This is a genomic window from Pseudomonas sp. GNP014 (assembly GCF_054344005.1).
In genome coordinates this window covers 1,976,267-1,990,549 of record NZ_JBTGUS010000001.1, presented here as the reverse complement: position 1 = coordinate 1,990,549, position 14,283 = coordinate 1,976,267, and the positions used below count along the sequence as shown (strand labels likewise).

Genomic DNA, 14,283 nt, shown 5'->3' with positions numbered 1-14,283 from the left:
GTAGGTCTGCAATTTCCCGCGATCAGTCCCTCTCCCTCTGGGAGAGGGCTAGGGTGAGGGGCCTTTTCTAGCGTTCGATGATGGCGGTGACGCCCTGCCCGCCCGCCGCGCAGATCGAAATCAGGCCGCGGCCCTTGCCCGCTGCGTCCAGCAACTTGGCCAGGTTGGCCACGATGCGCCCGCCGGTGGCGGCAAACGGATGCCCGGCCGCCAGCGAACTGCCCTTCACATTGAGCCGGCTGCGATTGATCGAGCCCAGCGGCGCGTCGAGGCCCAGACGGGTTTTGCAATATTCGGGATCTTCCCAGGCCTTCAGCGTGCACAGCACCTGCGCCGCGAACGCCTCATGAATTTCGTAATAGTCGAAGTCCTGCAAGGTCAGGCCATTGCGCGCCAGCAAACGCGGCACCGCGTACACCGGAGCCATCAGCAGACCTTCGGCGCCATTGACGAAGTCCACCGCGGCCGCCTCACCGTCACGCAGATAAGCAAGGATCGGCAGCCCGCGCGCGTTCGCCCATTCCTCGCTGCCCAACAGCACCACCGAAGCGCCATCAGTCAGCGGCGTGGAGTTGCCCGCCGTCAACGTGCCCCTGGCGCTTTTCTCGAAGGCTGGCTTCAGCGTGGCAAGTTTTTCCAGGGTCAGGTCCGGGCGCAGATTGTTGTCGCGGGTCAGGCCGAGGAACGGCGTCATCAAATCGTTGTGCCAGCCCTCGCTGTAGGACGCGGCGAGTTTGTGATGGCTTTCGAGGGCCAGTTGATCCTGTTCTTCGCGCGGGATGTTCCAGGTCTGCGCCATCAACTCGCAGTGTTGGCCCATCGACAGCCCGGTACGCGGCTCGCCATTGCGCGGAAACTCCGGAATCAGGTGTTGCGGCCGCAGTTGCAGGAAGGTCTTCAGTTTGTCACCGGTGGTCTTCGCGCGGTTGGCTTGCAAGAGGATTTTGCGCAGGCCTTCGCTGACGCTGATTGGCGCGTCCGAGGTGGTGTCGACGCCGCCGGCAATACCGCAATCAATCTGGCCGAGGGCAATTTTGTTGGCCACCAGCAATGCTGCTTCCAGGCCGGTGCCGCAGGCCTGCTGGATGTCATAGGCCGGTGTGCTCGGGGACAGGCGTGAGCCCAGCACGCATTCGCGGGTCAGGTTCATATCCCGTGACAATTTCAATACTGCGCCCGCCACCACTTCGCCAATGCGCTGGCCGTGCAGGTTGTAGCGTTCGATCAGGCCTTCCAGAGCGGCGGTGAGCATTGCCTGATTGCTGGCGGTGGCGTAAGGCCCGTTCGAGCGGGCAAAGGGAATACGGTTACCGCCGATGATCGCGACGCGGCGCAGCTGACTCATGAATAACTCCTTGTTGAATATCCGGGCTCATAGAGAACCCTGTGGGAGCTGGCTTGCCAGCGGTGGGGCCGGCACCTCCAACCTTTTCAGTGGCTGACACTCCGCTATCGCTGGCAAGCCAGCTCCCACAGGGTCGGTGGTCTACTCTGCTGTTCTAGCGTAGGCCTTATTGCGTGGATCGAACGATTGATTGCCGTGGGTAGTCCACACTTTGAACCCCAACTTTTGGAGAGCGTTCCATGTCTGACCGCTATATCGACTTCGCCAACTCGTCCATCGGCCACCGTTTGGTCGGGGCTTTGGGCCTGCCGTCGCCGGTGCGACTGGAACGCTGGCAGGCCGGGCGCCTGCGGCCGGTGGACGGTGCGCTGCTGCTCGGTGGCGGGCCGCTGGCAGAGCGGGTCAATGCCTTTGCCAACCGCCTGACCGATGCGATCTACAGCTACGGCACCGAACCTTCGATGGCCGCCGCGTGGATTCCCGGCCACGGCCCGAAACTCAAGGCCGTGGTGTTCGACGCCAGCGACCTGCAGCACACCGACCAGCTCAAGCAGTTGCGCGAGTTTTTTCAGCCGCTGATGAAAAATCTCGAGCACAGCGCACATCTGGTGATTCTCGGCCGGGCGCCGGAAACCCTGCGCGATCCCTTTGCGGCCAGCGCGCAACGGGCGCTGGAAGGTTTCTCACGCTCGCTGGCCAAGGAGCTGCGCAGCGGCGGCACCCTGCAACTGATTTATGTCGGCGAAGGCGCCGAAGATCAACTGGAAGGCCCGCTGCGGTTTTTCCTTTCGCCGAAAAGTGCGTTTGTTTCCGGGCAAGTGATTCGGCTGACGGCGTGCACTACGCCAGTGACCGACTGGACCCGCCCCCTGGCCGGGCGCAAGGCGCTGGTCACTGGCGCCGCGCGGGGCATTGGAGCGTCCATCGCCGAAACGCTGGCCCGTGATGGCGCCGAGGTGATTCTGCTCGACGTGCCGCCGGCCAAGACCGATCTTGATGCCCTGGCGGCGCGCCTCGGCGGTCGCAGCATCACCCTCGACATCTGCGCCGAAGACGCTGCCACGCAACTGATCGAACACCTGCCGGACGGCCTCGACATTCTGGTGCATAACGCCGGCATCACCCGTGACAAGACCCTGGCCAACATGACCCCGGAATTCTGGGACGCGGTGCTGGCGGTCAACCTCAACGCCCCGCAAGTGCTGACCAAGGCCCTGCTCGACAACGGCACCTTGCACGACAATGCACGGGTGATTCTGCTGGCCTCGATCAGCGGCATCGCCGGCAACCGCGGGCAGACCAACTATGCCGCGAGCAAGGCCGGGTTGATCGGACTGGCTCAGGCGTGGGCCCCGACATTGCTCGAGCGCGGTATCAGCATCAATGCCGTGGCACCGGGTTTTATCGAAACCCAGATGACCGCGCATATCCCGTTCGGCCTGCGCGAAGCCGGGCGGCGCATGAGTTCACTGGGCCAGGGCGGCTTGCCCCAGGACGTCGCCGAAGCGGTGGCATGGCTGGCGCAACCGGGCACTGGCGCGTTCACCGGCCAGGCGCTGCGGGTCTGCGGCCAAAGTTTTCTGGGGGCGTAGACATGAGCATTGAATGGCACACCCTCGACCGCGAACCGCGCCTGCCCGGCCTGTATGTGCGGGCCGCGACGCGTCGCAAGATCAGCGGCACCCAGTTGCCCGACAGCGGTTTGCGCTGCTGGGTCGATGTCGACGCACAAAAACTGGCGGCCTATCGCAAGGTCTGTGGTTTTGCCGATGACGGCCTGTTGCCGCCGACTTATCCGCATATCCTCGCCTTCGCGTTGCAGATGCAATTGCTCACAGCGAAAGACTTTCCGTTTCCGCTGCTGGGGCTGATTCACCTGAGCAACTGCATCCGCGTAGTGCGGCCGATGGGCGGGATCAGTCGCGCGCAAGTGAGCGTTCGCGTGCTCAACCTGCAACCGCATCCGAAGGGCGCGACGTTTGATGTGCTGACCACTCTGGACGACCAGCTCGGACCGCTGTGGGAAGCCGAAAGCCGCATGCTCTGTCGCGGGGTGAAACTGGCAGGCGAGTCGCCCGAACAGGACTGGGAGCCCGCGCAAACGCTGGTGGAAGTGGCGCACTGGAAAGCCCCGACGGACATCGGCCGGCAGTACGCCAGGGTGTCCGGAGACTACAACCCGATTCATCTGAGCGCCGCGAGTGCCAAGGTATTCGGCTTCCCCACGGCCATCGCCCATGGTTTGTGGAACAAGGCTCGCACGCTGGCAGCGCTGGCCGATCACTTGCCGCGAGCGAATCTGGAAATCACCGTGCACTTTCGCAAACCGGTGCGCTTGCCGAGCGAGGTGACACTGCTGGCGAGCGCGCCTGGGTCCAGCGGTGAATTGCGCCTGGTGGGCGCCGGGGATCTGCAACACATGGTTGGGCAGTGGCAGCCGCTGGCCTGAACAACCGGGAAAATGACCTGCTGCCTGTGGCAAGGGGATTTATCCCCGTTGGGGCGCGCAGCCGCCCCAGCACAAGCACCTGCGGTGAATCTGATACACCCGGTACATCTCATTACGACGGCTGCGCCGCCGAGCGGGGATAAATCCCCTCGCCACAGATGCTCCGTTGCGTGCATTTCACTGGCGGGGCAAGCCTGTAAATTGTGTATATATCACTTAAGTTTTTCTTCCCGCTTTGCTCCCTGCGGCAAAAAACCCGGCCTTGATTTTCAAGGCTTTTTTTTGCCCGCCTATCACCCCGGTATTAGTTCTTAGGCACTGCGCAGCCCCTTATATATAAAGGCGTTAATACCAACTTGAGAATGGCGTGAACTGACCGCGCGATTGAGATTGACACCACGGACGAGGCATTGCCGGCGACAGATCGGCGAGCCATCGAAAACGACGAATGTTGTGACAGGTGCAAGGAATCTCAATCATGAAAACTCAAGGCGTGTGGTGCAAATCGGCAATTACTCTGGCATTGATCCTCTCCCTCGGCCTCGCCGGCTGCAGCAGTGGCGGTGGCGGTCATCACAGCAGCTCGGGCAGCTCATCCTCCGATGGCGCGGCACCAGGAGCGGCTGACGGCGGCACCAGTGGAACCGGTGGTTCAAGTGGCACCGGTGGTACTGCGGGCACTGGCGGCACTGGCGGCACTGGCGGCACGGGCGGAACCGGTGGCACGACCACCCCGACAACACCAACCACGCCGACCGATCCAGGTGGTCCAACCACCCCGACCACGCCGACACCTTCACCACTGGTGACCAGCACCCTGGTCCAGGATGTCGGTAATACCGTCGCCGGCGTCGGCACTGGCGTCGGTCAGGTCGGCGACTCCCTGAGCGCCGTGCCTGTGGTCGGTGGCGTGGTGCAAAGCGCCGCCAAAACAGCAGGCAAGGTGGTCACCACACTGGGTGATGGCGTGGCCAACGGCATCGGCAAGTTAGGCACCGTCGATAACGGTCTGGGTGTCACCGCGTCGTCCGTCGGCGGCGTGGTCGCGGATGTCGGCAGCGGCGTCTCGGACCTGAGTGGCAAGCTCGCCACCGCCACCAACAGCGTTCCCGTGGTGGGCGGCGTGGTGACCAAAGTCGCACCGGTGCTCGACGGTGTTGGCGAGAAAGTCACTATGCTCGGTGACACCCTCAGTGTCGCCACAACCACCGGGCCGCTCGGTTCCGTGACCAAGAGTGTCGGCAACGGGCTGGTGCCGGTGATTGCCATGGTGGAAAGCACCACCGACAAAGTCGGTGATGCAACCGGGCTCGGCGCTCCACTCAACGGCCTGATCAAACAAGTCGGGACTGCAGTTGACGGCGTGGGCGACAAAGTGACCGGCGCCGGCAACGGCAACGCGCTGACCAATACGGTCGGCGGCGCCCTGAGCAACGTCGGCACGGCGGTCGGCAAAGCCGGCGGACTGGTGGACAACGGCACCGCTTCAGGGGGCGTCGGCGGCGGTCTTGGCGGCGGTCTCGGTGGCACCGGCCTGCTGCAAACGGTCGGTGGCGCAGTGGTCAACGTCGGCAGCGGCCTGAACGCCGGCAACACCAACGGCGCGGTCAGTGCCGGTGGTGTCGCGGTAGGCGGACTGGGCAACACCATCGCCTCGCTCAACACCGTGCTCGGCGGTTCCGGTACACCGATCACTGGCACCACTGCACCGCTGGCGGGAGTGGGCAACAGCGTCGGTACGGCACTTAATCCAGTGACCACCGCGGTCACCGGTCTGACCCAAAACGTCGGCGCTGCAACCGGTCTCGGCACTCCGGTCGCCGGTCTCACCGGTCAGGTCGGCGGCGCGGTCAGCAATGTCGGCGCCACCATCGCGGCCACCAACAATCCGGTGACCACGGCAGTCGGCGGTCTGGTCAGCAACGTCGGAGCCACTGTCGGCGCAGTCGGTGGTCTGGTCAACGGCGGCGCCACCACCGGAGGCACGGCAACCGGCGGACTGGGCGGCGTACTGGGCGGCCTGACTGGCACCCTGGGAGGCAACAAACGCTAAATTGCACCTGGCCGATTCGACGGCCTCACCTACAGCGCCTACGCTTGGTTGAGGGCGGAAGACTCCGACGAGTCTTCCGCTTTTTTCTTAGGAAAAAACAGCCCTGTGCTGCGACCTGACCACGGAGTGTCCTATGCGCGTAATGGCATCCCTGCTGTTCCTCAGTCTCAGTTCCGCCGCTTTCGCCGACACCCTGCCCAGTTTTCTCAACAGCAACGAAACCATCCGCAACCTGCCCGTACCGAACCTGCCCGCCGATGCCTATCGGCCGGCCGCCACCCCGGTGCTCGTGCCGGAACCCGGCGCGGCCACTGCGCAGCCGCTGATGCTGGAAACCCGAATCAACCTGAAAACGGTGCAGATTGAAGGCGGTACGATCTACCCGCTCAACGAGTTGGCCGAGATCTACAAACCCCTGATCGGTCACCCGACCAGCCTCGCCGATCTGATCGAAGCCACCCGCAACATCACCCGCCGCTATCAACAGGACGGCTATCTGCTGTCCTACGCGTTTTTGCCCCAACAGAAGTTCGACGACGGCGTGGCGCGGGTGGTGTTAGTTGAGGGTTATGTCCGGGATATCCAGATGCAGGGCGATGTCGGGCGGGTCAAAGGCCTGCTCGACGAACTGGCGGCGAAAATCCAGGCCGAACGGCCGCTGACCCGCAAGACTTTCGAGCGCTACACCACGCTGATGACCCGCATTCCCGGGGTGACGGTACAGGCCCGGGTGCCACCGCCGGGCACCACCGACGGCGCCACCACCCTGGTCGCCCAGGCTAGCCGCAAACCCTTCACCAGCACCCTGAGCACCACCGAAGACAATCGTAATGGCACCCAGGCATTGCTGGGTGTCAGCAGCAACTCACAGACGTCGATGGGTGAGCAACTGACCCTCAGCGGCCTGTTTCCGCCGGGGGACGATCACGAGCATTACTACCGCCTGGACTACAACCAGTTCCTCAACAGTGAAGGCACGCAGTTGAGCCTGTTTGCCTCGCGCTACCGCGCCGACCCGGGTACCAATCTGGTCACCAGCGACGGCTTCGAACTCAAGCCGCACAAGGAAGACGACCGTTACTCGATCGGTGTCAGCCACCCGTTCATCGCGGCATCCAACGAACTGCTCAATGCCGGCGCGCGGCTGTATGCGGTCGATAGCAGCACCCGCTACAACGTGATCGGCTTCCCCCTGAGCATCGAGGAACGGACCGACGTCCGCGCCCTCGCTTTCGAAAGCGACTGGCGCAAGGCCGATGCCCGCCGGTTGCGGATTCTCAGTGGCGGTGTGTATCAGGGCTTCGACAGCATGGGCGCCCATAGCAACAACCCGGCGCTGGACCTGAACTTCCTGCGCCTGCGCCTTTCCGGCGTGCAGAGCGACAAATTCCTCGACAACTGGCAAGGCGTGCTCTCGGCGGCGGGGTACTGGAGCGATGACACCCTGCCCGACAGCGAGCGCGCAGTGTTTGGCGGGCAGAACTTCGGTCGGGGCTACCCGGACGACCAGGCCTCCGGCGACAAAGGCTGGGGCGCGGCGTACGAGGTCAACTACAGCTTCAATCGTGATGGCAACTGGGTGCGCATCCTGCAGCCGTACGTGGTACTGGATCGCGCGAAAACCTGGTTCAACCAACTGGCGGTGCAGAGCAGCGACCTGTCATCGGCGGCCATCGGCCTGCGGTTTGGCGACGCCAAGTACTACAACATCGCGCTGGAGGCCGCGAAAGCGATGTCCGATGAAGCGCTGGACACCCACAACCGGCGAATGAGGTACAGCATCAGCTTCAGCTATCAGTTGTAGGGCAAGCCCTGCGAGTTTGACCGAGTGCCCTCGCTGGCAGGCCGGCTCCCACAGGGGGACTACATCCCCCAGTGAGGCCCGCCCGCTGGCGATCAACCACGCCCGGCCTAAGGTGTCCCGCCCCCAGATCCACTGTCGACCTTGCCACCCTGCTGCTGATCGTAGAACTGCGGAATATCGTGCTGGTAACTTTTCAACCAGCGCTGCATGGCCAGCTCGCGCTCGGTCGGCGTGACGGTTTGCAGGGTCGGCGAAGGCACCTTGTTGCGCGCCTGCAGCTGCAACCAGCCTTCGGTTTCCTGTTGCTCGGCCGAAGCCGGGCCCGCGTCGATGGCATGACTGACCAGGGGCAAGGCCAGCAGACTGAAGCAGACAATCGCAGCTCTCATCGCAGTTCTCCTTATTTGAGCATGGCCGTGACAGCGGCCGGGGCCGGGACTTTTGCCGGCACCTTGAGCTGTTCCGCGCGCCTCTGCGCTTCGCTGAATTGCTCGGGGCTCAGGCCGAGGCGACTGACCAGTTCACCGGCACGGTTCCAGTCATCCTGATACAGCAACAGCGTGACCAGATTCAGCGCGGCCAGTTGATCGCTTTGCTTGAGCTCCATCGCCGTCAGGAATTCGAAGCGCGCGTCTTCAATGCGCAGTTGGTTGAGGTAGACCACGCCGAGGTCATTGCGGATTTTTTCGTCGGTCGGCGCCAACCGTGCGGCACGTTGCAGATGCGCTTGAGCCTGACCGTAATCGGCCTTGGCCGCCGCCAGTTGACCCAGACCGTGCTCGGCCTCGGCCGCCAGGCAACTGCCGAGCAGGCCTCGATAAAGCGGCTCGGCCTCACTGCGGCCGAGCAAGCGGTAAACCCGGGCCTTGCGCAGGCGCACGTCGGCGAGGTTGTCCGGCAGGCTCTGCAGGTTGGCGAGGCTGGCGTGCAGCTTGCCGTCCTTGACCATATCGTCGGCGAGGTTCAGCGACAGTTGTTGCTCGGAACTCAATTGGCCGCAGCTGGCGTTACTGCTCAGCGCCGCCCAAGGGGTCTGCCCGGTATTGGCACAGCCCCCGAGCAACAGAAGACAGGTACCTGCAATCATTGCTTTCATTACGATCCCTCTAGGCTCCCAGGGCCTTGGCCAGGGCGGTGAAGCCCGGGCCGGCCAGGACGATCAATAACGCCGGGAAGAGAAACAGCATCATCACGACGGACATTTTGGCGGACATTTTCGAGATGTATTCCTGCAACCGGGTCAGGCGGCGGTCGTCGAGCAATTGCTTGAGTGACAGCAACGATTTCATCGCGCCGCCGCCCTGATGCAGCAATTGCTGGAGGATCACGCAGGTGTCAGTGAACTCGTCCACCGCCAGCAGTTGCGTGGCCTTGTTCAGTTCTTCACCCAGCTCAAGGCCCGAGTCGACCCGCGCCAGCACCAGGCGCAACTCTTGCGTCAAGACCGGCAGCAACGCCTGGGCCTCGTGGCTCAAGACCCGCAACGCCTGCTCCACGGCCATGCCCGACTCGAAGAGAATGCGCAGCAGCGGCAGGAACGTAGCGATCTCGCTCGCCAGGCGTTTCTGCCGACGCGCCACCGCCATTACCAAAAGGCGCTTGGGCAGCAGGTAGCCAACGCCGAGGGCGAACAATGGCGCGATCCATTGTTTCTCTACAGACGTAAAGAACACCCCTTGCAGCAGCACCACCACCGCGAGCATCAACAGCGGCGCGCCGATCTGGCAGGCAGCGAACAGCGAGCGCTGACGCGCACTGCGCCAGCCCAGGCGGCTGAGCAGGGTCTGGGTTTCATTGTCGAGCTTGACGCTGTGCTGGCCCACTCGGCTCTCGCCAAGCACTTGCAGCAGGTTGCCAAAACGGTTCTCGCGGCTCAGCTCGCCGTCGAGCCGGCGGCTGATCTGGCGGCTGCGCCGACGCTGCTCCAGCAGGTTGGCAATCAGCAGCACTGCGGCACCGAGCAAGCATAAAGCGCTGATCATCAGGGGCGTGGTCATAGGCTGCGCAACATCCGCCAGAGCAACAGACTGCCGATCACCTGCATGCCGAACGCCGAGGCGAGCATGCGCTGCCCGGACGGGTCGTGCCACATGGCAACCAGGTACACCGGATTGGACATCAGGAAATAGCCGGCCATGGCGATCGGCAATAGTCCCAGCACCCACGCGGTGAGGCGGGTTTCGCCGGTCATAGCGCGCAACTGGCGCGAGGCCTGGTCACGTTCGCGGATCATCTTGATCAGGTTTTCCAGCAACTCGCTGGCGTTGCCGCCGTAGCGGTGATTGACCTTGAGGCCGAGGGCGAACAGACGAAACTCATCCTTCTCGTAGAACTCGGCCAGATCCGCCACGGCGTCCGGCAGGCTCACGCCCAACTGCACATTGCGCTGAACCCGGCCCATGGCATTTTTCAGCGGATCTTCACTGGCTTCGATGCCGCCAAGCACGGCATCGGCCAGCGTGCGCCCGGACTTGAGACTGCGCACGGTGTGGTCGAGCAGTTGGGGCAGTTGTTCGATCATCCGCCGCAATCGACGCTGGTAACGCCAACTGACATACAGGCGCAAAACCACCGGCGGCAACGTCAGCAGCACCAGCAAGCCAATCCATCCGGCGATGGCAAAGCCGATCAGTGTCGCAAACGCCCACAACAGCAGCCACACGCCGAGTCGATCCGTCGGACGCCCCAGACCCGCGCGTAGAAATGTCCGGTCCAGACCGGCCCAGCGCGGAACTTCGCCAGCCCGTTGCGGCTGCCCCTGACTCAGCCGGTCGAGCACGCGCTCCGCGCCGCTCTGGCGCCAGCTGTTATAGAACAGGCGCAGCGACAGACCGAGCAACGCCAGGCAAATCACGATCAGCAACAGCGGTTTGAGCATGCCGTGCCCCTCAATGCGAATGCGCCGGCTCGCGGCGCAATTTGTCACCGGCCGGGTTGACCGCTTCGCGCAGAAAGCCGAAACCGGTGCGACGGTCGAGGCGGAACAAGGTGTTGGTGACATAGATGTCGTCGCGCACGCCGACCACTTCCACCACTTCGCTGACGCAGCGGCGACCGTCAGGCATGCGGGTCAACTGAATGATCACGTCGAGGGCTGCGCAGATCATCTGGCGCAACGTACGTTCGGCGATGGAACGCCCGGTGAGCCCCACCAGTGTCTCCAGCCGGAGCAAGGCATCCTGGGCGTTGTTGGCATGTACGGTGCTCATCGAGCCGTCATGGCCGGTGTTCATGGCGGTCAGCACATCGACCACTTCGACCCCGCGAATCTCGCCAAGGATGATCCGGTCAGGGCGCATCCGCAGGGCGTTGCGGATCAGGTCGCTGGGCTTGACCTCACCGTGGCCCTCGGCATTCGGTGGTCGGGTTTCCAGGCGCACGACGTGCGGGTGGCCCAGCTGCAATTCGGCGACGTCTTCGATGGTCACCAGCCGTTCATGGGGATTGATCAACTGGCTGAGAATATTCAGCAGCGTGGTTTTCCCGGTGCCGGTACCGCCGCTGATGAGGATATTGCAGCGCTTGCCGACGGCTTCCTCGATAAAGTCGAAAATCGCCTGATCGATGGTTTGCATCGCCATCAGGTCGGTGCTTTTGAGCATGTCCTTGCGAAACTTACGGATCGACAGGCAGGGGCCGTCGAGGGCAATCGGCGGGATGATGGCGTTGACCCGGCTGCCATCGGGCAGCCGCGCGTCGACCATCGGCGACGACTCGTCGAGGCGACGCCCGAGCGGGGCGAGGATGCGTTGCATCACCCGTTCGACGTGATGCGCATCAATAAACCGCAGATCGCTCAGGTGCAACACGCCGTCGCGTTCGATGAACACCCGGTGCGGGCCATTGACCAGAATCTCGGTCACCGCACTGTCGCGCAGCAGCACTTCCAGCGGGCCGAAACCGGTCAGCTCGTCGACGATTTCTTCAGCCAGCCGCTCCATTTCATAACGCGAAATCGCCAGGTGCAGCCGTGCGATGTAATCGGCCACCTTGTCGATGACAAACTGCGAAAGCACCTGCCGCGAACCTTCCAGCAGGTTTTTCCCGGACTCTTCGATAGCGTCGATGATGTAGCGGTGCAGCACCAGTTTCAGGCCGTCGTGATCGGTGTTGCCGGCGGCTTGGCGCTGCTGCCCGCCGAACAGTTGCTCGCCGTTCATGAGGTGCCTCGCAGGCGGTTGAGCCAGTTGACCTTGGGTTTGACCAGGCCTTCGGAACGTTTGGCCAGACGTTCGCCGAGGGTGCGCAGGCTTTGACTGAGGGCTTCGCGCGGCGCCAGCTCAAACAGGGTGACACCCTGGTTTTTTGCGTTCAGGCGCAGCTCCGGACTGCAAGCGAGCACGGCGATCACTTCCAGGCCAAAGGTCTTGCCGAGGGTGTCGGAGTCGGGCGCGACGTTGCGCAGATAACGGTCGACCAACAAGCGGCCGTGCTCGAGTTTCATGCCTTTTTCGCGCCACAGGTTGAGCACCGCGAGGTTGCGCCGACAATCGAGGACATTCTGGTCGGTGTACCACAACAGCTTGTCGCAATGGCTGACGAAGGTGCGCAGGGCTTCGCTGTCCGGCTGGCCGGTGAGGTTGACCACAATGTGCTGGAAGTGCTGCCGCAAGGCGCTGAGCAGCATGTACAGCTCAGCGGCACTGGTGCGCTCGAGCGGCTCGTCGCCACTGGCGTACGCGAGGATGCGCAGGCCAGCTTCGGCAGTGGTGAAGGCGCTGTCGATCAGGGTCGCGTCAAGGCGCCGCAAGTGGCGCAAGGCATCGCCGAAATGGAACGAGCTCTCCAGCCCCAGCAGTGCCAGACTGTCGCCACGCGGCAGGCCCAGATCGAGTAGCAGGGTTTGCTGGCCGCTCTTCTGCACCACCAGCGCCATGTGGTTGGCGAGCAATGCGCCGTCGGCATTGCTTTGCACGCCGTACAGCACGGTCAGGCCGCCGAGCTGGGCATTCGGCGTCACCGCCGGCAGGCGTTTGCTCAGGCGTCGTACCAGCCCGGCGACCTCGCTGGAACGCGAGCCATAGGCGACGAAATCCCGCGCCCCGGCGCGCATCGCATTAAGCACCAGCTGATTGTCCATGCCATCGCCGAGGGCAACGATGGCGAGCATCGGTTTGGCTTCCAGCACACCTTCGATCAATGCACTCTGCGCCACCAGATGGTCGCGATCGAGACCGACGAAGACCAGGCTGGCGAAGGTCACATCGACCAGCGCCAGCAATTCATCAAGACTGCCGCCACCGGCACTGACCACTTGGCCCAGCGGCGCCAAAGCGCCCTGCAACCATTCAAGGTCGGTGTCGTTGCGGGTGATGGCGAGGAAGGTCTGACTGAGGCTCTGGCTCATTGCGATAGCCCACTGCGTTTGTCGAAGTTGCCGTTTTCCAGGAAGTACAGGCGATACCAGTTCGGATCGTAGTTGCGCAGTTTTTCCCCGGGCAGCGACGGTAATGGCGCATTCGCGGCCAGTGGCTGCACCAGGTGCGGGGTGACGATCATCAGCAGTTCGCGCTCCTGGCGGTTGACCGACGAGTTGCGGAAAAACGCACCGAGCACCGGGATGTCGCCCAGCCCGGGAAACTTGTTCACTTCCGAAGCGTTGTTGGTGCTGATCAGCCCGCTGATGACAAAACTCTCGCCATCGGCCAGCGAGATGCTGGTATCGGTGCGGCGAATAGTGAACGCCGGCACCTTGGTGCCGCCGATGGTCACGCCGTTGTTGTAGTCCAGCTCACTGACCTCCGGAGCGACCTTGAGGGCAATCCGGTCACGACCGATCACGGTCGGGGTCAGTGTCAGGCGAATGCCGAATTCCTTGTACTCGATGGAGTAGCTGTTGCTGTTGGCACTGGGGACCGGAATCGGGATTTCGCCCCCCGCAAGGAAACTTGCACTCTGCCCGCTCAGCGCCACCAGGCTCGGCCGCGCCAGGGTATAAGCGAAGCCGCTGCCCTCCAGCGCGTTGACGATGCCAAGGAATTTACTGCTGCCGCCACCCCAGACAATGTTGAACATATCGTTGGCCAGCGGGATGCTCGGCACCGCGATGCGCGGATCGAGATTGCGCAACGGCACCACGCCCGGCGTGACCGAGGTGTTGGGCACTGTGCCCGGCGCGCCAAACAGGAAGTTGTTCGAGCCCTTGCCGAAAATCTGCGTGCCGGCTTCTTTCAGTTTGGTGCGACTGACTTCGACGAAGCGGATGTCGGTCTGCACTTGCGACGGCAGGGTCGGATCATCGCTGGCCGGCAATGCCACGGCAGTCATCGCTGCACTGGCCTTGCCCTGGACGAACACCATGCTTTGGCGTGGAGCACTGGCGCAGGCGCTCCAGATCATCAGTGTGGTTGCACCGGGAGCGACGCCGGTCAGCAATACCCCTTGATCGCCGGTCACGCGCACGTCGGCGATTTTCGGGTCGCCCACCGCAACCCGGGTGATCGCCACCGGTGATTGCAGCGCCTGCTGCATGCCCTCGCCGACTTCCAGCGCCGCCGGCAACGGGGCCAGTGCCGCGCAATTGCCACTCGCGGCGGCAGCACTGCCGCTGGCGGCAACGCCCAGCAGCGGGGCCAGTAGCAAGCCGATGAACAGGGGCGTAAAACGTCTGCGCATGTAAAGGCGTCCTTGCT

The 14,283-nt window shown here is 63.4% G+C and carries 12 protein-coding genes; 4 read left to right on the top strand and 8 right to left on the bottom strand.

Annotation, left to right across the window (positions count from 1 at the left end; translation table 11 throughout):
- Positions 1-67 precede the first annotated feature (67 nt).
- Complete coding sequence (locus ACXX9E_RS08885; protein ID WP_458555309.1) at positions 68-1,345, bottom strand: acetyl-CoA C-acetyltransferase; 1,278 nt, start codon at positions 1,343-1,345, stop codon at positions 68-70.
- A 239-nt stretch (positions 1,346-1,584) separates the two neighbouring features.
- On the opposite strand from ACXX9E_RS08885, the gene ACXX9E_RS08880 reads away from it, so the two are divergent.
- From ACXX9E_RS08880 to ACXX9E_RS08865, 4 genes are all read left to right on the top strand, one after another.
- The gene (locus tag ACXX9E_RS08880) at positions 1,585-2,937 is read left to right on the top strand and encodes a 3-oxoacyl-ACP reductase (RefSeq protein ID WP_458555308.1); all 1,353 of its coding nucleotides are present in this window, start codon (positions 1,585-1,587) and stop codon (positions 2,935-2,937) included.
- Between the two features lie 2 nt (positions 2,938-2,939).
- On the top strand, positions 2,940-3,794 hold the full coding sequence (locus ACXX9E_RS08875) for a MaoC family dehydratase (protein ID WP_458555307.1): 855 nt from the start codon (positions 2,940-2,942) through the stop codon (positions 3,792-3,794).
- A 478-nt stretch (positions 3,795-4,272) separates the two neighbouring features.
- Positions 4,273-5,847 carry a collagen-like triple helix repeat-containing protein gene (locus tag ACXX9E_RS08870; protein WP_458555306.1) on the top strand — a complete coding sequence of 525 codons (1,575 nt, stop codon included), beginning with the start codon at positions 4,273-4,275 and terminating at the stop codon, positions 5,845-5,847.
- A 133-nt stretch (positions 5,848-5,980) separates the two neighbouring features.
- Entirely contained in the window at positions 5,981-7,651 is a 1,671-nt protein-coding gene (locus ACXX9E_RS08865) for a ShlB/FhaC/HecB family hemolysin secretion/activation protein (RefSeq protein ID WP_458555305.1), read from the top strand.
- 107 nt (positions 7,652-7,758) lie between these two features.
- Here ACXX9E_RS08865 and ACXX9E_RS08860 read toward each other — a convergent pair whose 3' ends face one another.
- Genes ACXX9E_RS08860 through ACXX9E_RS08830 form a run of 7 tightly spaced genes read right to left on the bottom strand, consistent with a single transcriptional unit; the run spans position 7,759 to position 14,266 of the window.
- Entirely contained in the window at positions 7,759-8,040 is a 282-nt protein-coding gene (locus ACXX9E_RS08860; protein ID WP_222833734.1) for a DUF3613 domain-containing protein, read from the bottom strand.
- Positions 8,041-8,051: 11 nt separating this feature from the next.
- Positions 8,052-8,747, bottom strand: a complete 696-nt coding sequence (locus tag ACXX9E_RS08855; RefSeq protein ID WP_123471087.1) for a tetratricopeptide repeat protein — start codon at positions 8,745-8,747, stop codon at positions 8,052-8,054.
- 10 nt (positions 8,748-8,757) lie between these two features.
- Entirely contained in the window at positions 8,758-9,648 is an 891-nt protein-coding gene (locus ACXX9E_RS08850) for a type II secretion system F family protein (RefSeq protein ID WP_123471086.1), read from the bottom strand.
- Positions 9,645-10,529 carry a type II secretion system F family protein gene (locus ACXX9E_RS08845; protein WP_128616553.1) on the bottom strand — a complete coding sequence of 295 codons (885 nt, stop codon included), beginning with the start codon at positions 10,527-10,529 and terminating at the stop codon, positions 9,645-9,647. The genes ACXX9E_RS08850 and ACXX9E_RS08845 overlap by 4 nt, the downstream gene beginning before the upstream one ends.
- Positions 10,530-10,539: 10 nt before the next feature.
- Positions 10,540-11,811, bottom strand: a complete 1,272-nt coding sequence (locus tag ACXX9E_RS08840; RefSeq protein ID WP_123471082.1) for a TadA family conjugal transfer-associated ATPase — start codon at positions 11,809-11,811, stop codon at positions 10,540-10,542.
- Complete coding sequence (locus ACXX9E_RS08835) at positions 11,808-12,998, bottom strand: CpaE/TadZ family protein (protein ID WP_123471080.1); 1,191 nt, start codon at positions 12,996-12,998, stop codon at positions 11,808-11,810. The genes ACXX9E_RS08840 and ACXX9E_RS08835 overlap by 4 nt, the downstream gene beginning before the upstream one ends.
- Positions 12,995-14,266, bottom strand: coding sequence for a type II and III secretion system protein family protein (locus ACXX9E_RS08830; RefSeq protein ID WP_186747431.1), 1,272 nt, complete (start codon positions 14,264-14,266; stop codon positions 12,995-12,997). The genes ACXX9E_RS08835 and ACXX9E_RS08830 overlap by 4 nt, the downstream gene beginning before the upstream one ends.
- Positions 14,267-14,283 lie beyond the last annotated feature (17 nt).

What these genes read in the sequence shown, in the direction of transcription:
- ACXX9E_RS08885 (WP_458555309.1), bottom strand. Translation starts at nt 1,345, where the DNA reads ATGAGTCAGCTGCGCCGCGTCGCGATCATCGGCGGTAACCGTATTCCC.
- ACXX9E_RS08880 (WP_458555308.1), top strand. Translation starts at nt 1,585, where the DNA reads ATGTCTGACCGCTATATCGACTTCGCCAACTCGTCCATCGGCCACCGT.
- ACXX9E_RS08875 (WP_458555307.1), top strand. Translation starts at nt 2,940, where the DNA reads ATGAGCATTGAATGGCACACCCTCGACCGCGAACCGCGCCTGCCCGGC.
- ACXX9E_RS08870 (WP_458555306.1), top strand. Translation starts at nt 4,273, where the DNA reads ATGAAAACTCAAGGCGTGTGGTGCAAATCGGCAATTACTCTGGCATTG.
- ACXX9E_RS08865 (WP_458555305.1), top strand. Translation starts at nt 5,981, where the DNA reads ATGCGCGTAATGGCATCCCTGCTGTTCCTCAGTCTCAGTTCCGCCGCT.
- ACXX9E_RS08860 (WP_222833734.1), bottom strand. Translation starts at nt 8,040, where the DNA reads ATGAGAGCTGCGATTGTCTGCTTCAGTCTGCTGGCCTTGCCCCTGGTC.
- ACXX9E_RS08855 (WP_123471087.1), bottom strand. Translation starts at nt 8,747, where the DNA reads ATGAAAGCAATGATTGCAGGTACCTGTCTTCTGTTGCTCGGGGGCTGT.
- ACXX9E_RS08850 (WP_123471086.1), bottom strand. Translation starts at nt 9,648, where the DNA reads ATGACCACGCCCCTGATGATCAGCGCTTTATGCTTGCTCGGTGCCGCA.
- ACXX9E_RS08845 (WP_128616553.1), bottom strand. Translation starts at nt 10,529, where the DNA reads ATGCTCAAACCGCTGTTGCTGATCGTGATTTGCCTGGCGTTGCTCGGT.
- ACXX9E_RS08840 (WP_123471082.1), bottom strand. Translation starts at nt 11,811, where the DNA reads ATGAACGGCGAGCAACTGTTCGGCGGGCAGCAGCGCCAAGCCGCCGGC.
- ACXX9E_RS08835 (WP_123471080.1), bottom strand. Translation starts at nt 12,998, where the DNA reads ATGAGCCAGAGCCTCAGTCAGACCTTCCTCGCCATCACCCGCAACGAC.
- ACXX9E_RS08830 (WP_186747431.1), bottom strand. Translation starts at nt 14,266, where the DNA reads ATGCGCAGACGTTTTACGCCCCTGTTCATCGGCTTGCTACTGGCCCCG.